Origin of the sequence: Anaeromyxobacter sp. SG66, assembly GCF_022690805.1 — a bacterium.
GTDB classification, from domain to species: domain Bacteria; phylum Myxococcota; class Myxococcia; order Myxococcales; family Anaeromyxobacteraceae; genus Anaeromyxobacter; species Anaeromyxobacter soli.
In genome coordinates, this window is the sequence record NZ_JALCZC010000001.1 from 68,307 (window position 1) to 94,316 (window position 26,010).

Genomic DNA, 26,010 nt, shown 5'->3' on the forward strand with positions numbered 1-26,010 from the left:
CTCTTACAGCAGCACGTCCAGCGTGAGCCCGAGCGCCGTGTCCGTCGAGACCTTCGTCGGCGCGGGCCGGCTGTCGTGATTCACCGTGAACGACACCCCGAACGCCAGCGAGCGCGAGAGGCGCGTCGAGATCTTGGAGAGGCTGTTCAAGACGACCCTGCTCTCGCCGACGACGTTCGGCAGGACCTCGGCGTCCTCGGCGAAGAGGACGTCCTTGGAGATGGCGTACCTGAAGCCGAGCCCGGCGCGCGGGGCGTAGAGGGTGTCGTCGGGGAGCTGCGCGGCGGTGGGGTAGTACTGGTAGCGGGCCTCGTTCGCGAGCCGGAAGCCGAGGTCGGTGCGCAGGCTCGTCTTCCAGCCGGAGGGCCCGCCGGCGTCCACCCACACGACCGTCGCGCCGACCTCCCCCGTGCCGCGGAGCTCGACGCTCTTCACGTGGTCGGTCTCCGCCGCGCCGAGCACGTACGCGCTGTAGCGCTCGCCGAAGCGCCGATCGAGCCGGAGCTGGGCACCGGCCGCCTCCGCCACCGTCTGCGAGCCGGTGACGCCCGCCACGCGGTTCTGCCCGTAGCTCGCGGAGACCTTCGCGCCCCAGATCCACGACGCGCTCTTCCGCTCGGCGGCCGCGTTCGCGTTGAACGTCACCGTGTTCGAGTTGCCGGTGAGCGAGATGAGGCCGAGCCCGACGGTGCTGGACCAGCTCGTCGGGACCGCGTGCGCCGGCGCCGGGGGCGCAGCCGGGACCTCGAAGCGGGCGGGGACGACGGCCGCGACCCGGGCGGCGGCGTCGGCCGCACGGGCGGCAGCCTCTGCCGCGAGGAGCGCCGCGGCAGCCGCCTTCTCGGCTGCGGCGGCCGCGCGATCGGCGGCGACTTCGGGGGCCGCCGCGGTGGTCGCGGCGGGCGCCTCGGTCTGCGCCACGAGGAACGTGGCGAGGAGCATTGCGGCGGTGGTCATGTCGGTCTCGGGGGGTTCGGAGTCGGAATCGAGGGGGCGAGCGCACGGGCTCCGGGCTCGGAATCGTGCGGCAAAAGAGCGCGCTTCTCGGCGACCAGCGGGACGGGCGCGTGAAGCACGCTCGCCATTTTAGGCGAATGCGGCCATAAGGGTAGCTCTCCGGGGTACCTTTCCATCCTCGGCCCGAAAGGTGGGCCACAGATGGAGAGGAGCGGACGATTCAATGCCCGGCTGTCAGGCATTGGAGGTAATTTGCGCCCGTTCGCTTACTCCCCCCTTCAACATGAGGCTTGAAAAGTGACCAAAGTCAGAATCCTGACGTTCGCGGTGCTTGCGGCACTCGCAAACGCCGCGTCGGCCCAATCGTTCGAGCTCGAGCGGCTGCAGCTCGACCCTTCCGCGATCGGCTCCCTCGTCGTCGGGACGGGTGAGGTGAATCCCGCGAGGAGCTTCCGCCTTTCCGCTGCGGGCGACTGGGAGCATCGGCCGCTCGTGCGGCACGGCACCGAGCTGTTCGGCCGCCGCACCGGCGACGCGATCGTGAAGGACCGCCAGACGCTCCACCTCACGCTCGACTACGTCCCGGTGGAGCGCGTCGAGCTCTACGCCCGCGCGAGCTACGTCCTGAACCAGGACGGTGAGCGTGGCCTCTCGGCCGCGAAGAGCGACGGCTTCGGGATGCCCTCGTTCGGCATCCGCATCTCGGCGCTCTCGCAGCGCGACGGCGCCTCGCCGGTGAACGTCGCCTTCGCCGGCGAGTTCCTGCCTCCCTGGGGCACGGCGGGCGCGTTCGCCAAGTTCTCGAAGCCCGCGGCGCTGCTGAAGCTGGAGCTCGGCCGCGACCTCGGCAACGTGATCATCGGCGCGGAAGGCGGCCTCGTCGCGCGCGAGGGAGAGCAGATCCAGAACACGAACGTGGGCTCCGAGGTGATCTACGGGGCGACCATCGCGATGAAGGGGACCATCCGGCCCGAGCTGTCGTTCCGCGGCGCGACGCCCTTCGAGGCCGGCCCGAGCACCGCCGAGGTCCTCGCGGGCCTGCGCGCCGTCCTCGGCCCCGCGGAGCTGTTCGCGCTCGGCGGCCCGGGGTTCTTCAACGCGATCGGCACGCCCGAGTGGCGCGGCGTCGTCGGCCTCGCCTTCGGCATGGAGGGCGCGCGCGCGAAGAAGGAGGCCGCCCCCGAGCAGGCGGCGCCGCCGCCTCCGCCGCCCCCGGCCGCGGCCGCGCCGGTGGATCCCTGCGCTCCGGGGCAGTCGCACACGCCCGATCAGTGCCCCAACCTCGACGACGATGGCGATGGCGTCGCGAACAAGGACGACGCGTGCCCGACCGAGAAGGGCCTCCCTGAGCTGAAGGGCTGCCCGGCGAAGGACACGGACGGCGACGGCGTCCCGGATCACCAGGACAAGTGCCCGGACCAGGCCGGCCCTGCCGACAACCAGGGCTGCCCGCGCGTCGTGGTGCAGCCGGAGGCGAAGAAGATCGAGCTCCGCGAGAAGGTGCAGTTCGAGGCGGGGAAGGCCACCATTCGCCCCGAGTCGGACAAGCTCATCGAGGACATCGCGAACGTGCTGAAGGAGCACCCCGAGATCAAGCGCGTCCAGGTCGAAGGTCACGCGGACTCGAGCGGCAGCGCGGCCCTGAACAAGCGGCTCTCGCAGGCCCGCGCCGACGCCGTCGCGAAGGCCATCGCCGCCCGCGGCGTCGACAAGGCGCGGCTGTCCGCGAAGGGCTACGGCCCGAGCCGCCCGATCGCGTCCAACGACACGCCGGAGGGTCGCGAGGCCAACCGCCGGGTCGAGATCTCGATCGTGCAGTCCGAGTAGCGAGCCTCCGCTTCGCCGAAACCTCGAGGCCCCCGGTTCGCCGGGGGCCTCTTTTCTTCATTGGCGCAGATGCCCTCGAGCGCCTGCCGCCCGGCGTCGCCTGACTCAGGCGGCCATCCGCCCGCCTGTCGGCGCTGTCAGCCCCATCCGGTAGAACACGCCATGGCGACAGACCCGACGAACTCCTCGCCCGGCAAGGGTCGGGGTGCGGTCCCGTCCGACGAGGGTCCGTACAAGGACGAGATCGTCATCTCCTGGCCGGAGCTGCACCGCGACACGCGCTACCTCTCGCGCGTCCTGCACGAGCTCGGTGACTGGAAGGGCATCATCGCGATCACGCGCGGCGGCCTCGTTCCCGCGGCGCTCGTCGCCCGCGAGCTCGACATCCGGCTCATCGACACGGTCTGCATCGTCAGCTACGGCGGGGGCGAGTCCGGCGGCGCGGAGCAGAAGCAGGGCGAGCTCCGCTGGCTGAAGACGGTCCAGGGCGACGGCGACGGCTGGCTCCTCATCGACGACCTCGTCGACACCGGCCGGACCGCCCAGGCGGTCCGGGAGCGGCTCCCGAAGGCGCACTTCGCGACGCTCTACGCCAAGCCGCTCGGGCGCCCCATCGTCGACACGTTCGTGAAGGAGTTCCGGCAGGAGAAGTGGATCTACTTCCCCTGGGACATCGACTACCGGTTCGTCTCTCCGATCCGGCAGCGGCGCGAGACGGAGTGACGGCTCCGTGACCGCACCGCGCCTCGAGCTTCGGCACGTCACGAAGCGCTACGGGGACGTCGTCGCGAACGACGACGTCGCGCTCGCCGTCGCGCCCGGAGAGATCCACGCGATCCTCGGCGAGAACGGCGCGGGCAAGTCGACGCTGATGAAGATCGCCTACGGCGCGGTCGCGCCCGACGCCGGCGAGCTCCTCTGGGACGGCGCGCCGGCCGACATCCGCAGCCCGCACGACGCGCGCGCGCTCGGCATCGCCATGGTGTTCCAGCACTTCTCGCTGTTCGACTCGCTCACGGTCGCGGAGAACGTCTGGCTCGGCCTGTCCCGCACGGTGAGCCTGCGGGAGGTGGTCGAGGGGATTCGCGGGAAGGCGGCCGAGTACGGCCTCGACCTCGATCCGCACCGGCCGGTGCACGTGCTGTCCGTGGGCGAGCGCCAGCGCGTCGAGATCGTCCGGGCGCTCCTCGCGAACCCGCGGCTCCTGATCCTCGACGAGCCGACCGCCGTGCTCACGCCGCAGGCCGCCGACAAGCTGTTCGAGACGCTGCGGAAGCTCGCCGCCACCGGCTGCTCGATCCTCTACATCAGCCACAAGCTCCACGAGATCGTGGCGCTGTGCCACCAGTGCACCGTGCTGCGCGGCGGCCGCGTCGTGGCGAGCTGCGATCCGACCCGGGAGAGCACCGCGAGCCTCTCGCGCCTGATGATCGGCGCCGAGCCGCCCCGGCTCGAGCGGCGCCCCGCGAGCGCCGGCGCGATCGCCCTCTCGACGCGGGAGCTCACCCTCGAGAGCCACGACCGGTTCGGCGTCGCGCTCGAGGACGTCTCGCTCGACGTCCGCGCAGGAGAGATCGTCGGCATCGCCGGGGTGTCCGGAAACGGCCAGCAGGAGCTGCTCGCGGCCCTCTCGGGCGAGGACCCGCGCGCCGACGCCGGCGCGATCCAGCTCTTCGGGCAGCCGATCGGCCGGATGGGCGCGGCCGCGCGCCGCAAGCGCGGCCTGCACTTCGTCCCCGAGGAGCGGCTCGGCCGCGGCGCGGTGCCGGCGCTCTCGCTCGCGAACAACATGCTGCTGACGCGCAAGGAGGCGCTGCGCGCGTTCGGCTGGATCGACCGCGCCGCGCTCCGCGACCAGGCCTCCGGCGTGCTCCGGCGGTACTGGGTGAAGGCCGCGGGCCCGTCCGCCGCGGCGCGGAGCCTCTCGGGCGGCAACCTCCAGAAGTACATCGTCGGCAGGGAGCTCGACGCCGTCCCCAAGGTGCTCGTCGTGGCGCAGCCGACCTGGGGCGTGGACGTCGGGGCGGCGTCGCAGATCCGGGCGGAGCTCGTCGCGCTCCGCGACGCGGGGTGCGCCGTGCTCGTCGTCTCCGAGGAGCTCGAGGAGCTCTTCGCGCTCGCCGACCGGCTCCACGTGATCGCGAAGGGGCGCCTCTCACCGTCGATCCCGACGGCCGAGGCGACCGTCGAGCAGATCGGCGAGTGGATGAGCGGGCTGTGGGCGGGCGGCCCCGGTCAGGCGGCCGCGCTCGCCGGAGGGAGCCCATGATCCGCCTCGACGTCCGCCCGGTGCCCTCGCTCAGGATGAGCGTCCTCTCCCCGCTCATCGCGCTCGCGGTGACGGTGGCCGCCGGGGGCGTGCTCTTCCTCGCGCTCGGCAAGGACCCGGTGCGCGTGCTCTCGATGTTCCTCGTCGAGCCGTTCCACGGCGTGCGCGCGCTCACCGAGCTGGGCCTCAAGTGCACGCCGCTCATCCTGTGCGCGCTCGGCCTCGGGCTCTGCTTCCGCTCGAACGTGTGGAACATCGGCGCCGAGGGGCAGTTCCTCATGGGCGCCATCGCGGGGGGCGGGCTCGCGCTGTGGGTCACGACCGCGTCGGTCGCGCTCTCGCCGTGGGCGTTCTTCCCGCTCGTGGTGACGGCGGGGGCCGCGGGCGGCGCGGCGTGGGCGGCGATCGTGGCGCTCCTGCGGGACCGCTTCAACGCGAACGAGATCCTGGTCAGCCTGATGCTCGTCTACGTGGCGGACCTCTTCCTGTCCTGGCTCGTGTTCGGGCCGTGGAAGGACCCGCGGGGCTTCAACTTCCCGCAGACCGTGCAGTTCGCGGCGGCGACCGAGATCCCGCGGTTCGTGCGCGGCATGCGGCTGCACTGGGGGTTCGCGTTCGCGCTCGTCGCGGCCGTCCTCATGTGGCTGTTCATGTTCCGGACCCACCGCGGCATCCAGCTCCAGATCGGCGGCCCCGCGCCGGCGGCGGCGCGCTACGCGGGGTTCTCGTCGCGATCCGCGGTCTGGACGACGCTGCTCCTCTCGGGCGGGCTCGCCGGCGTGGCCGGCGCCTTCGAGGTGGCCGGCCCGATGGGACAGCTCACGCCGCACGTGGCGAGCGGCTACGGGTTCACCGCGATCATCGTCGCCTTCGTGGGCCGGCTCCATCCGCTCGGCGCGGTGCTCGCCAGCGTCGTGCTCTCCGCGTTCGTGATCGGCGGGCAGCTCGCGCAGTCGCGCGTCGGCCTGCCCGCCTCGGTGAGCGGCGTGTTCCAGGGCATCCTGCTCCTCGCCCTGCTCGGCTGCGACACCCTCATCCACCACCGCCTCCGGCTCGTCCGGTGGACCTGGAGGACCGCGCCTTGAGCGAGGTCGCCCTGCTCGTCGCCGCGACGCTCGCCGCGGGCACGCCCCTCGCCATCGCCGGCCTCGGGCTGCTCCTCAACGAGCGCGCCGGCATCCTGAACCTCGGGGCCGAGGGCATGCTGCTCATCTCGGCCGTCGCGGGCTTCGCGGCGGCGTTCCACGGGGGGAGCGAGTGGCTGGGCTTCGCCGCGGGTGCCGCGGCGGGTGCGGCGGTGGCGGCCGTGTTCGGCTGGCTCGTGGTGTGGCTGAACACGAACCAGTACGCGACCGGGCTCGCGGTGAGCCTCTTCGGCTCGGGGTTCTCCGCGTTCGTGGGGATCGACTACGTCGGGCGGCAGCTCGGCGAGCAGCGCGCCCACGCGGTGCCGATCCTCGGCGAGCTGCCGTTCCTCGGCCCGGCCCTCTTCCGCCAGCACCCGATGGTCTACGTGGCGGTCGCGCTCGTCGGGGCCGCGTCCTTCTTCCTCTACCGGACGCGCGCGGGGCTCGTGCTGCGGGCGGTCGGCGAGTCGCCGCAGTCCGCGCACGCGCTCGGCTACGGCGTGCGCCGGATCCGCCTCGCCGCCGTGGTGACGGGCGGCGCGCTCTGCGGCGTCGCGGGGGCGTTCCTCTCGGTCGTCTACACGCCGCTCTGGGTCGAGGGCATGGTCGCGGGACGCGGCTGGATCGCCCTCGCGCTGACGGTCTTCGCGACGTGGCGGCCAGCCCGGATCCTCCTCGGCGCGTATCTGTTCGGCGGCGTCACCATGCTGCAGCTCCACCTGCAGGCGCAGGGCGTGGAGCTGCCGAGCCAGTTCATGGCGATGCTCCCCTACGTCGCGACCGTCGTCGTCCTCGTCCTCATCTCCCGGAATCCGCTCTGGATCCGCCTCAACATGCCCGCCTCGCTCGGGAAGCCGTTCTTCCCGGGCGCCTGAACGGCGGGACGCAGCGCCTCACCGCAGTCACCACCGCACCTAGAGAGAGGGGAGCCACATGACTCGTTCGTTCGTCCGCAAGCTCGCGCTCGGCGCCGTCGTCCTCGGGGCGACGCTCGCAGCCTGCGCCAAGAAGGAAGAGGCGCCGCCCGCGCCCGCCGCCGCCCCCACCGCGAAGGCCGAGCCGCTGAAGGCCGCCTTCGTCTACGTGGGCCCGGTCGGGGACTCCGGCTGGAGCTTCTCGCACGACCTCGGCCGCAAGAACGCGCTCGCGAAGTTCGGCGACAAGGTCACCACCACCTTCGTCGAGAAGGTCCCCGAGGGCCCGGACGCCGAGCGCGTCATCCGCGACCTCGTCGCCCAGGGCAACAAGGTCGTCTTCGCCACCTCGTTCGGCTTCATGGACGCGATGGTGAAGGTCGCGAAGGACCACCCGGACGTCTACTTCGAGCACGCCACGGGCTACAAGACCGCGGACAACCTCCGGGTCTACGAGGCCCGCTTCTACGAGGGCGCCTACCTCGCGGGCGTCGTCGCGGGCAAGATGACGAAGACGAACACCCTCGGCTTCGTCGCGTCGTTCCCCATCCCCGAGGTGCTCCGGAACATCAACGCGTACACGCTGGGCGCGCAGAGCGTGAACCCCAAGGTGAAGACGCGGGTGGTCTGGATCAACTCCTGGTTCGATCCGCCCAAGGAGACGGAGGCGGCGCAGTCGCTCATGAACCAGGGCGCCGACGTGCTGCTCCAGAACACCGACTCGACGGCCGTCCTCCAGGCCGCGGAGCGCAACGGCAAGTTCGGGTTCGGCTGGGACAGCGACATGAGCGCGTTCGCGCCGAAGGCGCACCTCGGCTCGGTCGCGCTGAACTGGACGGTCTACTACGAGAAGTCGTTCGGCGAGATCCTCGAGAAGCGGTGGAAGCCCGAGGTCACGAAGTGGGGCGTGAAGGAAGGAATGCTCGATTTCGTGAAGCCCGCCGCGTTCCTCCCCGAGGAGACGAAGAAGGCCGTCGAGGCCGCGCGCGAGGGGCTCAAGACCGGCACCGTCGCGGTGTTCAAGGGACCGGTCGTCGACAACACGGGCAAGGAGGTCCTCGCGAAGGACGCCGTCGCCGACGACACGTGGAAGGGCGCGATCAACTTCTACGTGAAGGGCGTCGAGGGGAAGGTTCCCTCGAGCATGTAGCCGACCTGGCCGTCTCACGGCACGGCAGCACAGCGGCCCCGACCGGCTTTCGCCGGCCGGGGGCCGTTCCATCTCTCGAGGCCTGAGCGGCGGCGTCACCGGTCACTGGCGCTCGTGGTGGCGCCGCTCCTCGTCCTCCTCGAACACGCCTTCCGCCGTCTCGTGCTCCCGCTCGATGGGCGGAGCGACGGTGCGCTCCCGCTCATGCGTCTCACGCTCGGCCGGGCGAGGCTCGGTCCGGCGCTCTTTCTGATCCTTTCCCTTCATGTCGTTTCCCCCTCACCCAACGGTAGCGCCGGGCGGCCGCCCAGGCCCGGCATCACCACCGCTGGCCGCCAGCGCGGGCGGGCGCTCGCCGCCCCGTCCCGCGCCGCGCGAGAGAGCGCCCGGGCTTCCGCGGAGCGCGCAGGCGGGAGGTCCCTCTCGAAGCACGCCTCAAGGCGTCACGATCGGCCACTGCGGCTCGAACTTGTCGAGCATGCCCATCAGCTCCGCGAGCTTCTGGACGTTGCCCACCGCCTGGATCCTGCCCGCCTTCACCTCCGTCTGGAAGTCGGTCTGGCCGAGGAGGATGGCGTTCAGGGTCGCGCGGGCGAGCGTGAAGCTCGCGTCCGCCGCCGGGTCGAGCCCCGGGTGATGAGTCAGGGCGGAGTTGGACAGGTTGAGGGCGTAGCTCTCGTTGCGCTCGGTGAAGGTCCAGTTGAGGAGCATGCGCTGGCCGTTCGCCTTGGCCGCGTCGAGGAGCACGCCCCAGTAGTCGAACAGGAGGGGGATCGTCATCGACCGGATCGTGTCCGCGCTGCCGGTCGCCGCGCCTCCCGGCGCCGGCGCGAGCCCGTCCCGCAGCTCCTGGGCGCCGGACAGGTAGAAGTTGCGCCAGATGGGCGACTCCGCCTGATAGCCGAGCTGCTCCAGGGCGGCCGCCTGCAGCTTGCGGGCCTCGACGTTGTCGGGCTCTGCGAAGACCACCTGGTTCATCAGCTGCGCGACCCAGCGGTACTCTCCGTGCTTGAAGTCCTGCTGTGCCCTCGCCGTCACCACGCTCGCGCCGCCCATGTACTCCACGTACTTCCTGGCGGCCTCGACCGGCGGCAGCGGATCCAGGTTGGCCGGATTCCCGTCGAACCAGCCGAGGTAGCGCTGGTAGATGGCCTTCACGTTGTGCTTGAGGGTGCCGTAGTGATCGCGCACGTACCACAGCTTCGCCAGGCTCGCGGGGAGCTTGATCACCTCGGCGATCTCGACGGGGACGTAACCCTGGTTGAGCAGGTGCAGGGTCTGGTCGTTCATGAACTTGTACAGGTCGCGCTGATCGGCCATGAGCTGCACCGCCGGGCCCCTCCCCCACCGCGGCCAGTTGTGCGAGGCGATGAGCACGTCGGCCTGGCTCCCGTACCGGGCGATCAGCTCGTCCAGGCTCGCCGCCCATTTCCTGGGATCGCGCACCTGGGCGCCGCGCGGGGTCAGCGTGTTGTGCATCAACGGACAGGCGATCTCCGCCGCGTCCAGCACCCGGAGCTCGGGGAAGTAGAGGGTCATCTCGGCCGGCGCTTCCGTCTGCGGAGCCATCACGAACTCGATCTGCACGCCGTCCAGGTTTCGCGTCTCCCCGGAGCGCGTGATCGTGTCCGTGGGAGCGATGAGCGAGACGGTGCCGACCGACTGCGACTTCCCCAGCCCGTCGTCCACCGTCCCGGTGGCGGTCTTGGGCAGGAGGTATCCGAACATGTACGAGGCCCGCCGCGACATGGCCGTGCCGGCGTAGACGTTCTCGCTGACGGCCGCGTCCAGGAACCCCTCGGGAGCGAGCACGGTCACGTCACCGCTCAGGACGTCCGCCTCGGAGACGACCCCCTTCACCCCGGCGTAGTGGTCGTGGTGGGAGTGCGTGTAGACGACGGCCTTCACCGGCCGCACGCCGCGATGCTGGTAGTAGAGCTCCAGGGCTGCCTTGGACGTCTCGGTCGCGGTCAGCGGGTCGATCACGATCACGCCGCTCTGGCCCTCGACGATCGTCATGTTCGCGAGGTCGAAGTTCCGGACCTGGTACACGCGCTCGGTGACCTGGAAGAGCCCGTGGGTGAGGTTCACCTGGGCGTGCCGCCAGAGGCTGGGGTTCACCGTCGCCGGTGCCTCGGGCTGCTGCAGGAACTCGAACTCCTGAAGCGAGAACACGATCGTCCCGTCGTCCCTCACGATCGTCAGGTCCGGCAAGGTGGCGATGAATCCTCGCTGCGCGTCGTCGTAGTCCTGGCGGTCCGAGAACGGCAGCTCCTGCAGCACCTGTGCGTTGTGCGCGATCGTGGCCGGCTCGGCCGGCCCCGGGGCCGTCGCCTTGCGAGGGCCCGCTCTCGATCCGGCCGCGGCCGGAGTGGCCTGCAGGATCGCCGCCAGCAGCGCGACGGCGATCATCAGGCGGCGGAGCGTCGTCCTCTCCCCTGCGGTCGCGCCCCCGTTCGACGGCCCTCGCCGAGATGATGAAACGACTTCGACCGGCTCCGGCGCGATTTCCGCGAAGCCCCTCACGCTGGCGATGTTCATGACACCCCCAGGCGCGGGCACGCACCTCGAGCGCCTCGCGCCCAGGCCCACCCTAGGCTCGCGGGGCGCGACCACCGCGAGGGATGCAGGGGTGACACGGTCGCGTGCGCCAGCGAACCGCGATCGGTCGGCGGCTCCGCGAACCGCGGTGATGGCAGGCGAGACGAGCGCCCGCTCATCCGCCGGCGGCGCGCCCGAGCAAGGCGGACGCTCTCTCACCGGAAGAGCGCCGGCCCTGGCGCTCCCGGAGCGAACCTCCGCTCGACGGAGGGTGACGTCGCGTCTGGTAGCATGGACCCTCGCGATCCGGAGGGGCCCAATGGCGAGCAAGAAGGTTCCGAGGAGGAGAGCGGGGCGAACGAGCAAGGCCGCGAAGCCGGCGAAGCGGACGACTGCCCGTGGGAGCCGCCCTCGCCGCTCGACGGTGGCCGCCACGCCGCTCGAGCCGGTCCGGGGCGCGACCCGCAGGGACGTCGGCCACGTCCGGCTCGAGGTCGGGCCCGCGGGAGCGGCGCGGGTGAAGCGCGTGGTGTATCCGCCGGGTTTCCGCTGGTCCGTCGACATGAAGCCGGAGGTCGGCACCGATCTCTGCATGCACGGACACGTCGGCTTCCTCGCGAGCGGCGCGATCCGGATCGAGTACCCGGATGGCTGCGCCCTCGAGCTCGTGGCACCGCAGGTCGTGGCGATCGAGCCGGGGCACGACGGCGCCGTGATCGGCGACGCGCCGGCCGTGCTCATCGAGCTCGACTTCGAGGGGGCGACGGTCGAGCGCTTCGGCCTCCCGGCGTCGCATCGGCACGCGTGAACCTCCTCGCCCGAGCGTGACCCTGTCCATGGAGCCGCTGCCGTACATCGACGAGCACAGCCGGCCGATCGACGCTCCCGCCGACGCGGTCTGGACGGCGCTGCTGAAGGTCCTGCGCCGTGAGATGGGCGGCAGCGCGACGTTCGCGCGGCTCCTGGGCTGCGATCCGGCGCAGGGCACGGCCGCGTTCGCCGGACGGCCGGGGGAGACGGTGCCGGGCTTCAGGGTGGTCGAGGCCGAGCCGGGGCGGCGGCTCGCCCTGCGCGGTCGCCACCGCTTCTCCAGCTACGCGTTGACGTTCGTGCTCGACGGCGGCCGCCTGCGCGCGCAGACGCACGCGGCCTTTCCCGGCGTCCTCGGACGGCTCTACCGTGCGGCCGTGATCGGGACCGGCGGACACCGGATCATGACGCGGCGCCTGCTGCGCCAGGTCGCCCGCGCGACGTGAAGTGTCGGGCAGCGCGACCCCTCACGGAGCGTCACCCCACCCCGGCCGCTCGAGCGATGAGGAGCAACCCTGCCCCGACGGCGAGCGCCCCGGTGGCTCGCGCCACGCGCTCACCGGCCGGCGCGAGACGCTCGACGGTGATGGCCGCCGTCACGACGGCCATCGCGCGAAGGTCCATGACTCCGACGACCAGGAGGACCGCGGTCGGACCCGCACAGCAGAAGGTGCAGTGAAGGCCGAGGCGCAGGCCGTGGCGCCAGGCCGTGCCGGCTCCGGCTGGCAGCGCGCGGCCGCGCCCCGGCGCCTCCCGGCAACAGGCGAGGTGCCGCGCCTTCCACGCGGTGAGCTGGCAGGCGCCGGCCACGAGGACGACCCCGCCGACCGCGATCGGCACGGCGCGCGCGAGCGCCGGCTGCTGCATCTCGGCGGACGCCAGCGCGACCCCCAGCGGAAAGATGGCCACTCCGAGCACGGTCCAGACGAAGAAGTAGCCAGCGCCCACGAGCGCCGTCAGGAGACCGAGGCGCGCCTCGCCGGTGCTGCCGACGGCCTCGCGGTAGCGCCTCAGCATGGGGACGAGGGACGGCAGCATCATCGCCACCATCATCACGACCCACATGCAAAGGAAGGACGCCGCGGCGCCGAGCCACGTCTGTCCGGGCATCCGCATCCAGGCCATCGACATCGTCCAGCCGCCGGGCATCGGCATCCCGCCCATGGCCGACATCGACGCGCACCAGCCGATCGTCACCGCCGCGCTGCCAGCGAAGAGCAGCGCCGAGACGCCCAGGAACCTCTGCCGGGAAGCTCGCTCGGAAAGCTCGGAGAGCATGCGTGAGATCTCCCGTCCCGCAGCCGCGCCAGCAGCGCCGGTCTCGCTTCAGCCCCTGTAGTACTCGTCGTGGCGGCGCCACCAGACGCCCGTCTCGTTGCGCCCCCTGGGTGCGCGATCGAGCCACTGGTACATGCCCCAGAGCCCGTCGACCCCGCGCGAATAGGCGGAGTAGGTGTGGTAGACGACGCCGTCCTCGAGCACGAACGCGCTCACGCCCGGCCGCTCGCGCGTGTACGTGGCCACGTCGGTGCCGGTCATGGCCGCGATCTCGGCGACGGGGCCCTCGCCGTCTTCCCCGACCAGCGCGCTCTGCTGCCAGGCCGCCCCCTCGCGCCGGTAGTTGTACTCGATGCCCCCCTCGCGCTGTTGCCTCTCGGTGAAATGGACGGCGAAGTCGAGGTTGAAGTCGCCGCCGAACGAGGACGCCCAGGGGAACGTCCACCCCATCCGCCGCTTGTAGGCCTGCAGCTTCGCGAGCGGCGCCCGCGACACGGCCGAGAGCGTGACGTCGTGGTGGGCCAGGTGGACGACGGAGCCGCTGAACCCATCGGCGATCGCCGAGCAGGACGGACACCCCGCCGCGTAGTCGGGCCCGAACATGAAGTGGTAGACGAGGAGCTGCGAGCGCCCGCGGAAGAGCTCCTTCAGCGAGGCGCTCCCCTCGTCGGTCTCGAAGCGATACTCCTTCTCGACCCGGACCCACGGCAGCTCCTGCCGCCGCCGCGCCAGCTCGTCGCTGCGCCGCGTCAGCTCCTTCTCCGCCTCGAGCAGCTCCAGCCGAGCTGCGAGCCACTCTCCACGTGTACCGGTGTGGTGCGTCGTCATCGCGCTCTCCCTTCCTGTCACGCTTCGGGGCGGCGTCGGTCCGCCCGCTGTCGGCAGGGATCGTTCCCTGCGTGGCCAGAGGTAACGTCCACCGAAGGGAGTCGGGAGTAACAACGGCGACGGGATTAGGTTCCGAAGATGGACGCCTCGATCACGGCGGCAGGGCGCGCGCTGCGCGCGGGGGATCCGCTCGGCGCGCTCGGGCGCGTGGCCCTGCGGGACGACCCGGCGGCCCTCGCGCTGCGCGGGATCGCGATGGCCCAGCTCGGGGACCTGGGGCGGGCGCGGGAGCTCTTGCGACGGGCCGCGCGTGGCTTCGGGCCGCGGGAGACGCTCGCGCGGGCGCGCTGTCTCACGGCGGAGGCGGAGGTGGCGCTGGCCGCGCGGGATCTCGCCTGGGCGCCGCGGGCGCTGAGCGAGGCCCTGCGCACGTTCGCCGCTCGCGGCGAGCGGGACAACGCGGCCCACGCCCGGCTGCTGCAGATCCGCCGCCTCTTGCTGCTCGGCCGGGTCGACGAGGCGGACGTCGCGTGCGCTCGGCTCGAGCTCGACGCCGGGCCCGCCCGGCTCGCGGCCGTGGCCGCCCTGGTGACCTTCGAGATCGCGCTCCGCCGGGGGCGAGCCGAACGGGCGCGCGCGGCCCTCGCGCGCGCGCGGGAGGCGGCGGCGCGATCGGGCATCGGGGCGCTGCGCGCCGAGATCGAGCAGGCAGGACGGGCCCTCGTCCTGCCGGCGGCGCGTCTCGTCGCCGCGGGCGAGGCGCGATCCCTGACCCTGGCGGAGGTGGAGGCCGTGCTCACCTCGTCGGACCTGGTCGTCGACGGCTGCCGGCGGGCGGTGCGCCGCGGGGAGCGGGTGGTGCGGCTCGCGCGCCGGCCGGCGCTGTTCGCGCTGCTGTGCGGTCTCGCGGAGGCGTGGCCCGGCGAGGCAGCGCGCGACGGCCTCATCCAGCGCGCGTTCGGCGCGCGTCGGACCAACGCCTCCCACCGCGCGCGCCTGCGGGTCGCGATGGGGCGCCTGCGTCACACGCTGCGGCCGCTCGCCGGGATCCGGGCCACCGCCGGTGGCTTCTGCCTGGTCGCGCCAGAGGCGGGCACGGTGCGGCTGCTGGCACCGCCCATCGAGAGCCCCGACGCCGCCGTCCTGGCGCTGCTCGCCGACGGCGAGGCCTGGTCGACCTCGGCGCTGGCGCTGGCACTGGGGTCCAGCCAGCGGACGGTGCAGCGGGCCCTGGCAGCCCTCGAGGAGGCCGGCCAGGTGCGCGCCCTGGGCCGCGGCCGCTCCCGGCGCTGGCTCTCCGCGCCAGTGGCCGGATTCGCGACATCCTTGTTGCTCCCGGTCTCCGACGGACACGGTCAGGATAGGGAAAGGGGCAGGCGATGAGCAGAGAGAGCGACTCGGAGCGGCCGGCCGAGGTGGTGCGCGAGTACGGGCCCTTCCCCGACGCACGGCGCGTGAACGGCGTCAGCTTCGACGGCAGCCTGGTCTGGTTCGCCAGCGGCGAGAAGCTGCAGGCCTTCGAACCGGCGAGCGGCAGGATCGTGCGCGCGCTCGACGTCCCCTGCGATGCCGGGACGGCCTTCGACGGCAGGCACCTCTTCCAGATCGCGGGCGATCGCATCCACAAGATCGACCCGGTGACCGGCGAGGTCCTGTCGAGGATCCCGGCTCCGGGTGGCGGCGCCGGAGACTCGGGGCTCGCCTGGGCCGAGGGTACGCTCTGGGTCGGCCAGTACCGCAACCGGAAGATCCACCAGATCGATCCCGACACGGGCGCGATCCTGCGCACGATCGAGTCGAACCGCTTCGTCACCGGAGTCACCTGGGTGGACGACGAGCTCTGGCACGGGACATGGGAAGGCGGCGAGGCCGAGCTCCGCCAGGTCGATCCCGAGACGGGCGAGGTGCTGACCCGCCTGACGATGCCCGAGGGCACGGAGGTGAGCGGGCTCGAGTCGGATCAGGGCGACTTCTTCTACGCAGGGGGCGGCGCGAGCGGCCGGATCCGCGCGGTGCGCAAGCCGCGCCGCCGGTCGGGACGCTAGACCGCGCGCGCTGGAAGGCGCTCGCGCTGGCCGATTCGCGCCGGCGCTCGGAGCACCTCGCCCCCTCGCCCAAGGCGAGAGGCGCTTCGCCAGGCCGGCAGCCGAGGCGCCGCGGGGCAGCCAACGCGCTCTCCTGCGAGGCGAGCCATCTCGCACGGCGTCGTTCGGATCCACGCGACGGGATCTCGCCGCGGCCGGCCACGAGCTCTCGCCGAGACGGGAGCTCGCCGGATCCCGTTTCGGGGCGCCGCCGCACGGAAACCGCTGCAGGGCACACGGATCCTCGCCGCGGCGCGCCTGGTACAGGCCATGCGATGGCGTCGGGTGTCCCACGCGAGACCGAGCGACTCGAGCAGAGCTGCAGCTCGCCGTGGTCGAAGGAGCGGAGCCATGACGCGCACCCTCGCAGTGGTCCTGGCAGTGGCGGTGCCGGCGGCGGCGCTGGCCGAGCCGGCTCCTGCCTCGCCGGCGGCGCCCGCGCGCGTGCGCGTCGTCACCACCGCTCCCGCCCGCGGCACCCGATGGGCGGCAGGGAGCCTGGCGGCGGTGCGCCGGGCCGTCGTCTCGACGCGGACGCCGGCCTCGGTCCGCTCCGTGAACGTGGAGGAGGGCGCGCGCGTCCGCCAGGGCGAGCTGCTCGTGCGGCTTTCGGACGATGACGTCCGGGGGCAGCTCGCTGCGGCACGGACCGCGCTCTCGACCGCCGCCGCCCAGGAGCGCCGGATGGAGGTGCTCGCGGCGCAGGGGGCGGCCACCGCGGTCGAGCTGGACCGAGCGCGGGCGGAGCGGGCGCAGGCCCGTGCGGCCGTGGCGGCCGCGCGCGCGACCCTCGCCTACACCGAGATCCGCGCCCCGTTCGCCGGCACGGTGCAGGCCCGCCGCGTCAACGCCGGCGACCTCGTCGGCCCGGGCCAGCCGCTGCTCGAGCTGGAGGGGAGCGAGCTGGAGGTCGTGGCGAGCCTCTCCGAAGCGGAGGCGCGCGGGATCGCGATCGGCCGGACGATCCGGTTCGAGGCGGGCGGTGAGGCCGGCGCAGCGCAGGTCTCGGCGCTCGCAGTCGGCGGCGATCCGCTGTCCCATCGCCGGACGCTGCGCGCTCGCGTGCAGCAGGGCGGCGCGACGCTCCGCAGCGGCGCCTTCGCCCGGCTCGTGCTCCCGGTCGACATCGCCGCGCCGCCGCGCGGGGTGTGGGTCCCGCGCAGCGCCCTCGTGGAACGGGGCGACCTCACCGGCGTCTTCGTCGTGACCGGAGGGCAGGCGCAGCTCCGCTGGCTCGCGCTCGGCGAGGGCGTCGGCGACCGCGTCCCGGTGCGCGCGGGCCTGGAGGCGCGTGAGGCGGTCATCGACGCTCCGGGCAGCGCGCTGCGGGATGGGCAGCGGGTGGAGGTGACGCCATGACTTCTCCCTCGGAACACCGGGTCGGTCTGGCCGGCCGGCTCGCGCGCGGCTTCCTGCGCAGCAAGCTGACCCCGCTCCTCGTCGTCGCCTCGATCGCCCTCGGCGTCACCGCGGTCCTCCTGACGCCGCGCGAGGAGGAGCCGCAGATCATCGTCCCCATGGTCGACGTGCTGGTGCCGTACCCGGGCGCGACCGCGCGGGAGGTGGAGAGCCAGCTCACCACGCCGCTCGAGCGGCGGCTGTGGGGCATCCCGGGCGTCGAGTACCTCTACTCGACCTCCACCCCGTCGGCGGCGTTCCTCACCGTGCGCTTCAAGGTGAACGAGCCGCTCGAGGCGAGCCTGGTGAAGGTCCACCAGGAGCTGGGCGCGCATCCCGAGCTCCTGCCCTCCGGGGCGCTACCGCCGGTGGTGCGGCTCCTCACCATCGACGACGTCCCCTTCCTGACGCTCACGCTCCACGGCGATCCGCTGCCCGCTGGCCAGCTGCGCGCCCTCGGCGAGGAGGTCGCGCGCGAGCTGGCGGCCGTCCCGCAGTCCGCGCAGGTGCGGGTGCTGGGGGGCGCGCGCCGGGTGGTCCGGGTCGAGCCCGAGCCGGACCGGATGCGGACGCTGGGCGTGTCGATCGCGGAGCTGCAGCCGGCCATCGCGGCCGGTCAGGGGCAGCTCCCCGCCGGCGCGCTCGTGGATGCGGGCAGGCGCATCGAGCTGGAGGCGAACGGATTCGTGCGCTCCGCGGCGGACCTGCGCCGCCTGGTGGTCGCGGTCCGAGGCGACCGGCCCATCTACCTCGAGGACGTGGCGCGCGTGACGGACGGTCCCGAGCCCGAGCCGGCCGTCGTCCTGATGGCCGAGAGAGGGAAGCCCGGATTCGAGCAGGCGGTCTCCATCGCGGTGGCGAAGCGCGCCGGCGCGAACGCGCCCGAGCTGGCGAGGACGGTCGAGCACAAGGTGGAGACGCTGCGCGGCCGGCTCATCCCCTCCTCCGTGAAGGTGAGCGTCACCCGCAACTATGGCGAGACCGCGGGGGAGAAGTCGAACGAGCTCATCGAGCACCTCCTCCTCGCCACGCTGTCCGTGATCGCCCTCATCACGCTCGCCATGGGCTGGCGCTCGGCGGTGGTGGTGGGGGTGGCGGTGCCGGTGACGCTCGCCCTGACGCTCGTCCCCACCTACCTCCTCGGCTACACGCTCAACCGCGTCACGCTCTTCGCGCTCATCTTCTCGATCGGCATCCTCGTCGACGACGCGATCGTGGTGGTCGAGAACATCCACCGGCACCTCCACCTGCCCGGGCCGAAGCGGAGCTTCGCCCGCACGGTCGTCGAGGCGGTCGACGAGGTCGGGAACCCCACCATCCTCGCCACCTTCGCCGTCATCGCCGCCATCCTGCCGAACGCGTTCGTGCGCGGCCTCTCGGGCCCGTACATGCGCCCCATCCCGGTGGGCGCCAGCGCGGCCATGCTCTTCTCGCTCGCGATCGCCTTCGTCATCAGCCCATGGGCCGCGATGAAGGTCTTCCGCAAGGAGGGGCACCTGGCGGAGGTCGACGCGTCGGGGCTGCACCCGGCCGACGCCCACCGCGACCGTGTTGAGCCGCTCGCGGCCGAGCCCGCGGCGATCCCGGCGCGGGCGCAGGAGACGCGCCTCACCCGGCTCTACCGCCGCGTCATGGGCACGCTCCTCACCCGCGCCTGGAGTCGCTGGGCCTTCCTCGCCCTCGTGCTCGGGCTCTTCGCCGGGGCGGCGTCGCTCGTCGCGCTCGGGGCACTCAAGGTGAAGATGCTGCCCTTCGACAACAAGCGCGAGTTCCAGGTGCAGCTCGACCTGCCGGCCGGCACGGCACGCGAGGGGGCGCTCGCCGTCGGGCAGGAGCTGGCGCGGCGGCTCCTCCAGGAACCCGAGGTGAAGGACGTCCAGGTCCACTCGGGCGTCGCCGCGCCGTTCACCTTCGTCGGCATGGTCCGCCACAGCTTCCTGCGCGAAGGCGCCGAGCAGGTGGACCTCCAGGTGAACCTCGTCCCCAAGGGCGATCGCAAGGCGCAGAGCCACGCCATCGCGACGCGCGTCCGCCCGGCGCTGGAGGCCATCGCCTGGCCGCGCGGCGGCCGGCTCAAGCTGGTCGAGCTCCCGCCCGGCCCGCCCGTGCTCGACACCCTCGTGGCCGAGGTGTACGGCCCCTCGGCGGCGGAGCGCGACCGGCTCGCCGGCGAGGTCCTGGCGGCCTTCCGCTCGACGAAGGGCGTGGTGGACGTCGACTCGTCGCTGGCAGCGACGTCGCCGAAGCTGGCGCTCCGCCTCGACGCGGAGAAGGCCGCGCTGCACGGCGTCGCGCCGGCCGCGGTGATCCAGACGCTCGCGGCGGGCGGCGCCGGAGCGCCGCTCGGGAGCTTTCACGTCGAGCGGGGCGCGGAGCAGGTCCCCGTCGTGCTCCAGCTCGCGCCGGCGCGGCGGGCGCGCCTCGAGGATCTGCTGGAGCTCACCGTCCCGGGACGGCGCGGCCCGGTCCCGCTCTCCGAGCTCGTCAGCCCGGAGGACGGAAGAGTCGACCCGCCCGTCTTCCACAAGAACCTCATGCCGGTCGCCTACGTCCTCGGCGACCTCGCGGGCGAGATCGAGAGCCCGGTCTACGCGCTCTCGGCGCTCGACAGGAAGCTCGACGCGCTTCGCGGCGCCGGCGGGGAGCAGGTGCCACGCCTCGGCCTCGCCCACCCCGCGTCCACCGAGCAGCCGGCGCTCAAGTGGGACGGCGAGTGGCACATCACGCTGGAGGTCTTCCGCGACCTCGGCCTCGCCTTCGCCGTCGTGCTCGTCCTCATCTACATCCTGGTGGTGGGCTGGTTCCAGAGCTTCACGGTGCCGTGGGTGATCCTCGTGCCGATCCCGCTCTCCCTCATCGGCATCCTGCCCGCACACTTCGCGCTCGGCGCCTTCTTCACGGCGACCAGCATGATCGGCTTCATCGCCGGCGCCGGCATCATCGTGCGCAACAGCATCATCCTCGTCGACTTCATCGAGCTGAAGCTGCGGGAGGGGATGCCGCTCGCGGCCGCGGTCGAGGAGGCGGGCGTGGTCCGGTTCCGCCCCATGCTGCTCACCGCCGCGGCCGTGCTCGTCGGGAGCGCCGTGATGCTGGCCGACCCCATCTTCCAGGGCCTGGCGGTGAGCCTCATGGCCGGCGAGGTGGCGGCGACGCTGCTCTCGCGGCTCGCCGTGCCGGTCCTCTACTTCCTCGTCGCCCGCCGCGGCCGCGCCGCCGAGCTCCAGCGCGAGGGCGCGCTCGCCCCGGGGCGGCGCGGCGCCTCCGCGGCAGGCCCGGCGATCGCGGTCGTAGCTCCCCTGGTCACGGCGTCCCGTTCAGCAGCCACCTGAGCTCTCCCGCGCGCTGGCCGATCGCCTTCGGCACCCGCGTCATCGCGAGCCCCGATGGCAAGCGGGGCCGCCTTCGTCTAGGTTTGCCGCCGCGCGACGCCACCACCCGCCTCCGGGAGGCGCGCCGCGAGGGAGCCAGGCATGAAGGTCGTCGCATTCAACGGCAGCGCACGGAAGGACGGCAACACGGCGCTCCTCATCGGCCGGGTGCTCGACGTGCTCGAGCGCGAGGGGATCGAGACCGAGGTCGTGCACCTCGCCGGCCACGACATCCACGGCTGCACCGGCTGTCGCCGCTGCGGCGAGCGTCGCGACCGACGCTGCGCCCGGAACGACGACATGGTCAACGCGTGCATCGAGAAGATGACCGCCTCCGACGGCATCCTGCTCGGCTCGCCGACCTACTTCAGCGACGTGTCCACCGAGATGAAGGCGCTCATCGACCGCTGCGGGTTCGTCGCCAAGCAGAACGGCGACCTGTTCCGCCGGAAGGTGGGCGCCGCGGTCGTCGCCGTACGACGAGCAGGCTCGACGCACGCCTTCGACACGATGAATCACTTCTTCACGATCAACCAGATGATCGTGCCCGGCTCCAACTACTGGAACGTGGGGGTCGGGCTCGAGAAGGGCGACGTGGAGCGGGACGAGGAGGGGCTGCGCACGATGCAGGTCCTCGGCCAGAACATGGCCTGGCTGTTGAAGAAGCTCGCGTGACTCCCGCTCCCACGGACGACGGTCAGGTCATCTTCTCGAGCAGGGAGAGGAGGACCGCCTGCTCGGCGACGCCGAGGCGCCCCAGCCGATCGCTGAACGCCTTCGACAGCAGGGCCTTCCCCTGCGCTGCTGCCTTGCGCCCGGCCGCAGTCAGCACCAGCCGGTGACGCCGCAGGTCGGCGGGATCGATCTCGCGGCGCAGGAAGCCGGCGGCCTCGAGCCGCTTCACGTACACGGTCACGCTGGGCTTCGGCATGCAGAGGGTGGCCGCGAGCGCCGCCGGATACGGGTGCTCCTCGACCTCGCCGAGGACGAACAGCTCCTTCGTCTCGAGCCCGAGCGCCGCGATGGCGGGCGCGGCGGCGGTTATCACCGACATGAGCAGCCGGTAGTTGAGCGACCAGACCCTGGCGGGTTCGATCTTCGACATGGGTTGCGGCTCTGTGGTTCAGGATTAAAGTAGTTCCGCTTTAAACGACTTGTGTTCTTGAACCAGCTGCATCTTTGAACAAGTTAGCACGATGGGAGATCCCATGCCTCTCGACCACTACGTGACGCTGGGCCGGTCCGGCCTGCGCGTGAGCCCGCTCTGCCTCGGCGCGATGACCTTCGGCGAAGATCTCGGGTGGGGCTCGAGCGTCGAGGAGTCGCAGCGCATCATGGACCGCTACATCGAGCGCGGCGGCAACTTCATCGACACGGCGAACTTCTACACGAAGAGCCACTCCGAGAAGATCATCGGCGACCATCTCGGACGCCACGCCGCTCGCCGCGATCGCCTGGTGCTCGCGACCAAGTTCAGCGGGAACCTCTACCCAGGTGACCCCAACGGCGGCGGCTCCGGCCGGAAGTCGATCCTCGCCGCCTGCGAGAACTCGCTGCGGCGGCTCCAGACCGACTACATCGACCTCTACTGGCTGCACAACTGGGACGTCCACACGCCCATCGAGGAGACGATGGCCGCGCTCGACGACCTGGTGCGCGCGGGGAAGGTGCGCTACCTCGGCGTCTCCGACACGCCGGCCTGGAAGATCGCCGAGGCGAACGTCCTCGCCCGCTTCCGCGGGTGGTCGGCGTTCATCGGGCTGCAGATCGAGTACTCGCTGCTCGAGCGCAGCGTCGAGCAGGAGCTCGTGCCCATGGCGCTGGAGCTCGGCCTGGGGATCACGCCCTGGTCGCCGCTCAAGAGCGGTGCGCTGAGCGGCAAGTACACCCGCCGCAACGCCGGTCAGGTGAAGACGGATCGGGCTCAGTTCCTCGAGCCGTTCCTGAACGAGCGGACCTACGCGACCGTGGACGCGCTCGAGGCCATTGCCCGGGCGCACCAGTCGACGGTGGCGCGCGTGGCGCTCGCGTGGCTCCGCCAGCGGCCCGGCGTGACCTCCACCATCATCGGCGCGCGCCGGTGGGAACAGCTCGAGGACAACCTCGCGTCGCTCGAGGTCGAGCTCACGGCGGACGAGCGCGGGCGGCTCGACGCGCTCACCCAGCCGACGTTCGGCTTCCCGCAGAGCATGCAGCCCATCTTCCCGGCCATCCACAACGGCGGCACCACGGTCAACGGGGTGTTCGCGCCGGCGTCGCCCTTCGGGCTCGTGAAGGGAGACCAGCCGTACTGACGGAGGCCCGCGCGCGGTCCCTCGAGGCGGCGTCCTTCCGGAGCTTGCTCGGCGACGTCCCCGTCATCCGGTGGAACATGGCGATGAAGGCCGACGAGCTGCCGTAGCCGAGGTCGAAGGCGATGGACTCCACCGAGCGCCCCGCCTCGAGGAGCGCGAGCGCCCGCACGACCCGCAGCCGTTGCCGCCACTCGCCGAAGGACATCCCGAGGTCGCGCTGGCACCGCCGGACGAGCGTCCGCTCCGTGGTGTGCACCTGCCTCGCCCAGTGCGCGAGGGACCGCTGGTCGTCCGGCTGCGCCTGGAGCGCGGCGAGGATGGGGCCGAGCAGCGGGTCCTCGGAGCTGGGCAGGTAAGTGCCCTGGCGCGGCGCCGCAGCGAGCTCGTCGACGAGCACCTCCACGAGCCGGGCGTCCGGCGCCGTCCGCGGCGTGTCGATGCCGCGCGCGCGAAGCTGATCGAGCAGCGCCTTCAGGAGTGGGCCCACCGCGAGCGCGCAGGCGTCCCGCGGAAGACGGCGACAGCGCTCGCGCGCGAGGTAGAGCGAGCAGAACGTCGCCTCGTGGCGGTTGAGCCCGACGTGCTCGACCTCGGGCGGGAGCCAGATCCCGTACTGCGGCGGAGCGAGGTAATGGCGGTCGGCCAGCTTCAGCTCCATGACCCCGCTGAACGCGTAGACGAACTCGCCCCAGTGGTGCCGGTGGCGCGGGTACGACGAGTCCGGCTGCAAGCTGTCCGTCCGGAAGTACACCGGATGCGGCAGCGTCTCGTCGAGAGGTGTGCGGAGATGCCTGGGCATGGCGCCTTCGCTGCAATGAATGTCCGGATCGCACTATATCCAGCCCCGGCGCCAGCGGCATCATCACGCTCGCGCAGGCCGCGACGGCCCGCGGGAACGGAACGCATGAGCGCGGCGCGCAAGGGTCTCGACGGCTTCGTGATGGCGACGATGGTGCTCCTGTGCGCGATCTGGGGCGCACAGCAGGTGGCGATCAAGCTGGCCGCGCACTACGTCGTCCCGATCATGCAGGTCTGCCTGCGCTCCGGGATGAGCGCCGCGCTCGTCCTGCTGCTCATGTCCATCCGCCGCGAGCCGCTCTCGCTGCGCGACGGCACGCTGCGGCCAGGGCTCGTGGCGGGTGCGCTCTTCGCCGCCGAGTTCATGTTCGTCGCCGAGGGGCTGCGCCGGACCTCGGCGTCGCACATGGCGGTCCTCCTCTACACCTCGCCGATCTTCACCGCGGTCGGGCTCCACTGGACGGTGCCCGGCGAGCGGCTCCGCCCCCGACAGTGGCTCGGCATCCTCCTCGCCTTCACCGGGATCGCCGTGGCGTTCGCGGGCGGCTGGGCGCGCGGCGCCGTGTCGCTCCGGATGCTCGCCGGCGATGCGCTCGGCGTCCTCGCCGGCGCGGCATGGGGCGCGACCACGGTCGTGGTGCGCCGCTCGGCGTTGTCCGATGCGGCGCCCGCCAAGACGCTGCTCTACCAGCTCGCGGTCGCGAGCGTTCTCCTCGGCGCTGCCGCCGCGGCCTCCGGGCAGGCGACGCAGGTGTCGCTCACGCGGCTCGCCTGGACGAGCCTCCTGTTCCAGGGCGTCGTCGTGTCCTTCGCGAGCTACCTCGCCTGGTTCTGGCTCCTCCGCCAGTACGCCGCGTCGCAGGTCTCGGTGTTCTCGTTCCTGACGCCGCTCTTCGGCGTGACCTTCGGCGTGCTCGTCCTGGGGGAGCACGTCGACCCCGCCTTCGGGATCGGGGCGGCGCTGGTGCTCGCGGGCATCGCCACCGTGAGCGCGCGGGGGCTTCGTCGGCCGGCGGCGCCCATGGAGCCCGCCGTCAGTACGTCGGCGGGCTCGCTTCACTCGCACGGCCGCGTCGAAGCCCTCGCGAGTGGCGCTCCGCTAGTCCGGGATCCGCCCGCGTAGCGACTCCGGATCGTGCGGACCGGGCTCCGCGATGAGCGCCCGCGCGGAGTCCATCTTGCCGAAGACGCCCCACGTCAGCACGCCGCGCACCCTGCCATTCGCGACGTAGTAGACGATTCCCCTGCGGTACGGCTCCTTCCATTCGGCGACGACCTCGAGGCGCGGGTCGAGAACGCCGACTGCCTCGTACCCGAGGTCGAACAGGTCCGAGTAGAAGAATGGCAGGTGACGGTAGGCGACGTCGGCCCCGGCCATCGCGCGGCCGGCCTCCCGTCCCATGCGGTTGGCGTTGTCCTCGTGCTCGACCCGGATTCTCGCTCCGAGTGCCGGATTGAGGAATCTCGCGACGTCACCTGCAGCGAAGATTGCGGGGTCGGACGTGCGTAGCGTCTCGTCCACGAGGATGCCGTCGTCCACCTCGAGTCCCGCCTCCCCGGCGAGGCGATCGTTCGGGACGATGCCGAGCCCCGCCACCACGAGGTCGGCCTGGATCTCGTCCCGGTCGGTCCGGAGGGTGAATCCCGAGCCGCGCGCCACGAGCCCCGTGACGCGCTCCCCCGCCCGGACCTCCACCTCGCGCTCGGCGTAGTAGCCGTTCAGGTGAACCGCGAGGTCTCGCGGGAAGAGCCGTGCGCCGATCCCTTCCTCCGGGAAGACGAGCGTCACCCGATAGCCAGCGGTCGCGAGAGAGGCCGCGATCTCCGACCCGATGAAGCCGCCACCGACGATCGCCACGTGCGTTCCCGCCGGGAGCGCCCGGACGCGCCTGAAGTCCGCGACCGTCCGGTAGTAGACGACCCCGTCGCCGTCGAAGGGCAGCCGACGCGGAGTGCCACCGGTCGCGAGGAGGAGCCGCTCGTACCCGATGGTCTCCCCTCCCTCGAGCCCGATGCGCCGCTCGGCACGGTCGATGGCGACGACGCGCGTGCCAGTCCGAAGCTGGATCCCCTCGACCGAGGGCAGCCAGATCGATCCCTCCTCCTGCCCCGTCCAGAGCCCCTTCGTGAGCGGCGGGCGCACGTAGGGTCCCACGGGCTCCTCGCCGACCAGCAGGACGGGCGCGCTCGCATCCACCGAGCGGATCCCCATCGCGGCGGCGTGCCCCGTCATCCCGCCGCCCACCACCACGTACTTGAAATCAGGCATCCGTCCTCCGCCTGGCGCGCTGAACCGTACTGTAGGAGCCGTTCGTCACCCGTCACGTCCCTCGAGGCCAGTCCTGCACACCTCCGGAGGGATCC

23 protein-coding genes are annotated in these 26,010 nt (G+C 72.2%); 15 read left to right on the forward strand and 8 right to left on the reverse strand.

Annotation, left to right across the window (positions count from 1 at the left end; all coding sequences use genetic code 11):
• Positions 1-3: 3 nt before the first annotated feature.
• On the reverse strand, positions 4-957 hold the full coding sequence (locus MNZ39_RS00290) for a DUF481 domain-containing protein (protein WP_242332968.1): 954 nt from the start codon (positions 955-957) through the stop codon (positions 4-6).
• A gap of 297 nt (positions 958-1,254) precedes the next feature.
• On the opposite strand from MNZ39_RS00290, the gene MNZ39_RS24750 reads away from it, so the two are divergent.
• From MNZ39_RS24750 to MNZ39_RS00320, 6 genes are all read left to right on the forward strand, one after another.
• The gene (locus MNZ39_RS24750) at positions 1,255-2,784 is read left to right on the forward strand and encodes an OmpA family protein (protein WP_242332969.1); all 1,530 of its coding nucleotides are present in this window, start codon (positions 1,255-1,257) and stop codon (positions 2,782-2,784) included.
• A 162-nt stretch (positions 2,785-2,946) separates the two neighbouring features.
• Entirely contained in the window at positions 2,947-3,507 is a 561-nt protein-coding gene (gpt, locus tag MNZ39_RS00300) for a xanthine phosphoribosyltransferase (RefSeq protein WP_242332971.1), read from the forward strand.
• A 7-nt stretch (positions 3,508-3,514) separates the two neighbouring features.
• Positions 3,515-5,053, forward strand: a complete 1,539-nt coding sequence (locus MNZ39_RS24755) for an ABC transporter ATP-binding protein (RefSeq protein WP_242332973.1) — start codon at positions 3,515-3,517, stop codon at positions 5,051-5,053.
• Positions 5,050-6,138, forward strand: coding sequence for an ABC transporter permease (locus tag MNZ39_RS00310; RefSeq protein WP_242332975.1), 1,089 nt, complete (start codon positions 5,050-5,052; stop codon positions 6,136-6,138). Before MNZ39_RS24755 ends, MNZ39_RS00310 begins: the two co-directional genes overlap by 4 nt.
• A complete protein-coding gene (locus tag MNZ39_RS00315; RefSeq protein WP_242332977.1) occupies positions 6,135-7,055 on the forward strand; it encodes an ABC transporter permease in 921 nt (306 codons plus the stop codon). Before MNZ39_RS00310 ends, MNZ39_RS00315 begins: the two co-directional genes overlap by 4 nt.
• Before the next feature lie 58 nt (positions 7,056-7,113).
• The gene (locus tag MNZ39_RS00320; RefSeq protein ID WP_242332979.1) at positions 7,114-8,244 is read left to right on the forward strand and encodes a BMP family ABC transporter substrate-binding protein; all 1,131 of its coding nucleotides are present in this window, start codon (positions 7,114-7,116) and stop codon (positions 8,242-8,244) included.
• A 102-nt stretch (positions 8,245-8,346) separates the two neighbouring features.
• Here MNZ39_RS00320 and MNZ39_RS00325 read toward each other — a convergent pair whose 3' ends face one another.
• Positions 8,347-8,511, reverse strand: coding sequence for a hypothetical protein (locus MNZ39_RS00325; protein ID WP_242332981.1), 165 nt, complete (start codon positions 8,509-8,511; stop codon positions 8,347-8,349).
• A gap of 168 nt (positions 8,512-8,679) precedes the next feature.
• Entirely contained in the window at positions 8,680-10,656 is a 1,977-nt protein-coding gene (locus MNZ39_RS00330) for an alkyl/aryl-sulfatase (RefSeq protein ID WP_242332983.1), read from the reverse strand.
• A 448-nt stretch (positions 10,657-11,104) separates the two neighbouring features.
• Here MNZ39_RS00330 and MNZ39_RS00335 point away from each other — a divergent pair, with 448 nt between their 5' ends.
• The gene (locus tag MNZ39_RS00335) at positions 11,105-11,593 is read left to right on the forward strand and encodes a hypothetical protein (RefSeq protein WP_242332985.1); all 489 of its coding nucleotides are present in this window, start codon (positions 11,105-11,107) and stop codon (positions 11,591-11,593) included.
• 16 nt (positions 11,594-11,609) lie between these two features.
• On the forward strand, positions 11,610-12,041 hold the full coding sequence (locus tag MNZ39_RS00340; protein ID WP_242332987.1) for a hypothetical protein: 432 nt from the start codon (positions 11,610-11,612) through the stop codon (positions 12,039-12,041).
• 31 nt (positions 12,042-12,072) lie between these two features.
• Here MNZ39_RS00340 and MNZ39_RS00345 read toward each other — a convergent pair whose 3' ends face one another.
• The gene (locus MNZ39_RS00345) at positions 12,073-12,873 is read right to left on the reverse strand and encodes a DUF2182 domain-containing protein (protein WP_242332989.1); all 801 of its coding nucleotides are present in this window, start codon (positions 12,871-12,873) and stop codon (positions 12,073-12,075) included.
• A gap of 48 nt (positions 12,874-12,921) precedes the next feature.
• On the reverse strand, positions 12,922-13,701 hold the full coding sequence (locus tag MNZ39_RS00350; protein ID WP_242332991.1) for a thioredoxin family protein: 780 nt from the start codon (positions 13,699-13,701) through the stop codon (positions 12,922-12,924).
• Between the two features lie 138 nt (positions 13,702-13,839).
• Here MNZ39_RS00350 and MNZ39_RS00355 point away from each other — a divergent pair, with 138 nt between their 5' ends.
• From MNZ39_RS00355 to MNZ39_RS00375, 5 genes are all read left to right on the forward strand, one after another.
• The gene (locus tag MNZ39_RS00355; RefSeq protein ID WP_242332994.1) at positions 13,840-15,084 is read left to right on the forward strand and encodes a helix-turn-helix domain-containing protein; all 1,245 of its coding nucleotides are present in this window, start codon (positions 13,840-13,842) and stop codon (positions 15,082-15,084) included.
• Positions 15,081-15,746 (forward strand): glutamine cyclotransferase, encoded by a 666-nt coding sequence (locus MNZ39_RS00360; RefSeq protein WP_242332996.1) that lies wholly within the window; start codon positions 15,081-15,083, stop codon positions 15,744-15,746. Before MNZ39_RS00355 ends, MNZ39_RS00360 begins: the two co-directional genes overlap by 4 nt.
• Positions 15,747-16,136: 390 nt before the next feature.
• Positions 16,137-17,144: an efflux RND transporter periplasmic adaptor subunit gene (locus tag MNZ39_RS00365; RefSeq protein ID WP_242332997.1), complete on the forward strand. Its 1,008-nt coding sequence runs from the start codon at positions 16,137-16,139 to the stop codon at positions 17,142-17,144.
• Positions 17,141-20,515 carry an efflux RND transporter permease subunit gene (locus MNZ39_RS00370; RefSeq protein WP_242332999.1) on the forward strand — a complete coding sequence of 1,125 codons (3,375 nt, stop codon included), beginning with the start codon at positions 17,141-17,143 and terminating at the stop codon, positions 20,513-20,515. The genes MNZ39_RS00365 and MNZ39_RS00370 overlap by 4 nt, the downstream gene beginning before the upstream one ends.
• A gap of 141 nt (positions 20,516-20,656) precedes the next feature.
• Positions 20,657-21,229, forward strand: a complete 573-nt coding sequence (locus MNZ39_RS00375) for a flavodoxin family protein (RefSeq protein WP_242333001.1) — start codon at positions 20,657-20,659, stop codon at positions 21,227-21,229.
• Positions 21,230-21,251: 22 nt separating this feature from the next.
• Here the strand turns inward: MNZ39_RS00375 and MNZ39_RS00380 are convergent, their stop codons facing one another.
• Positions 21,252-21,659 (reverse strand): MarR family winged helix-turn-helix transcriptional regulator, encoded by a 408-nt coding sequence (locus MNZ39_RS00380; protein ID WP_242333003.1) that lies wholly within the window; start codon positions 21,657-21,659, stop codon positions 21,252-21,254.
• A gap of 103 nt (positions 21,660-21,762) precedes the next feature.
• On the opposite strand from MNZ39_RS00380, the gene MNZ39_RS00385 reads away from it, so the two are divergent.
• Positions 21,763-22,848 carry an aldo/keto reductase gene (locus MNZ39_RS00385; RefSeq protein ID WP_242333005.1) on the forward strand — a complete coding sequence of 362 codons (1,086 nt, stop codon included), beginning with the start codon at positions 21,763-21,765 and terminating at the stop codon, positions 22,846-22,848.
• On the opposite strand, the gene MNZ39_RS00390 is transcribed toward MNZ39_RS00385, so the two are convergent.
• Positions 22,787-23,647 (reverse strand): helix-turn-helix transcriptional regulator, encoded by an 861-nt coding sequence (locus MNZ39_RS00390; protein ID WP_242333007.1) that lies wholly within the window; start codon positions 23,645-23,647, stop codon positions 22,787-22,789. The two genes, MNZ39_RS00385 and MNZ39_RS00390, sit on opposite strands and share 62 nt — an antisense overlap.
• Positions 23,648-23,752: 105 nt before the next feature.
• Here MNZ39_RS00390 and MNZ39_RS00395 point away from each other — a divergent pair, with 105 nt between their 5' ends.
• On the forward strand, positions 23,753-24,769 hold the full coding sequence (locus MNZ39_RS00395; protein WP_242333009.1) for a DMT family transporter: 1,017 nt from the start codon (positions 23,753-23,755) through the stop codon (positions 24,767-24,769).
• Here the strand turns inward: MNZ39_RS00395 and MNZ39_RS00400 are convergent.
• The gene (locus tag MNZ39_RS00400; protein ID WP_242333011.1) at positions 24,746-25,915 is read right to left on the reverse strand and encodes an NAD(P)/FAD-dependent oxidoreductase; all 1,170 of its coding nucleotides are present in this window, start codon (positions 25,913-25,915) and stop codon (positions 24,746-24,748) included. The genes MNZ39_RS00395 and MNZ39_RS00400 overlap by 24 nt on opposite strands.
• Positions 25,916-26,010: the final 95 nt, after the last annotated feature.

Coding starts and splice junctions, on each gene's coding strand:
- MNZ39_RS00360 (WP_242332996.1), top strand. CDS start 15,081: ATGAGCAGAGAGAGCGACTCGGAGCGGCCGGCCGAGGTGGTGCGCGAG.
- MNZ39_RS00370 (WP_242332999.1), top strand. CDS start 17,141: ATGACTTCTCCCTCGGAACACCGGGTCGGTCTGGCCGGCCGGCTCGCG.
- MNZ39_RS00335 (WP_242332985.1), top strand. CDS start 11,105: ATGGCGAGCAAGAAGGTTCCGAGGAGGAGAGCGGGGCGAACGAGCAAG.
- MNZ39_RS00380 (WP_242333003.1), bottom strand. CDS start 21,659: ATGTCGAAGATCGAACCCGCCAGGGTCTGGTCGCTCAACTACCGGCTG.
- MNZ39_RS00365 (WP_242332997.1), top strand. CDS start 16,137: ATGACGCGCACCCTCGCAGTGGTCCTGGCAGTGGCGGTGCCGGCGGCG.
- MNZ39_RS00290 (WP_242332968.1), bottom strand. CDS start 957: ATGACCACCGCCGCAATGCTCCTCGCCACGTTCCTCGTGGCGCAGACC.
- MNZ39_RS00325 (WP_242332981.1), bottom strand. CDS start 8,511: ATGAAGGGAAAGGATCAGAAAGAGCGCCGGACCGAGCCTCGCCCGGCC.
- MNZ39_RS00375 (WP_242333001.1), top strand. CDS start 20,657: ATGAAGGTCGTCGCATTCAACGGCAGCGCACGGAAGGACGGCAACACG.
- MNZ39_RS00345 (WP_242332989.1), bottom strand. CDS start 12,873: ATGCTCTCCGAGCTTTCCGAGCGAGCTTCCCGGCAGAGGTTCCTGGGC.
- MNZ39_RS00390 (WP_242333007.1), bottom strand. CDS start 23,647: ATGCCCAGGCATCTCCGCACACCTCTCGACGAGACGCTGCCGCATCCG.
- MNZ39_RS00355 (WP_242332994.1), top strand. CDS start 13,840: ATGGACGCCTCGATCACGGCGGCAGGGCGCGCGCTGCGCGCGGGGGAT.
- MNZ39_RS00320 (WP_242332979.1), top strand. CDS start 7,114: ATGACTCGTTCGTTCGTCCGCAAGCTCGCGCTCGGCGCCGTCGTCCTC.
- MNZ39_RS00395 (WP_242333009.1), top strand. CDS start 23,753: ATGAGCGCGGCGCGCAAGGGTCTCGACGGCTTCGTGATGGCGACGATG.
- MNZ39_RS00310 (WP_242332975.1), top strand. CDS start 5,050: ATGATCCGCCTCGACGTCCGCCCGGTGCCCTCGCTCAGGATGAGCGTC.
- MNZ39_RS00385 (WP_242333005.1), top strand. CDS start 21,763: ATGCCTCTCGACCACTACGTGACGCTGGGCCGGTCCGGCCTGCGCGTG.
- MNZ39_RS00400 (WP_242333011.1), bottom strand. CDS start 25,915: ATGCCTGATTTCAAGTACGTGGTGGTGGGCGGCGGGATGACGGGGCAC.
- MNZ39_RS00350 (WP_242332991.1), bottom strand. CDS start 13,701: ATGACGACGCACCACACCGGTACACGTGGAGAGTGGCTCGCAGCTCGG.
- MNZ39_RS00330 (WP_242332983.1), bottom strand. CDS start 10,656: ATGATCGCCGTCGCGCTGCTGGCGGCGATCCTGCAGGCCACTCCGGCC.
- gpt (WP_242332971.1), top strand. CDS start 2,947: ATGGCGACAGACCCGACGAACTCCTCGCCCGGCAAGGGTCGGGGTGCG.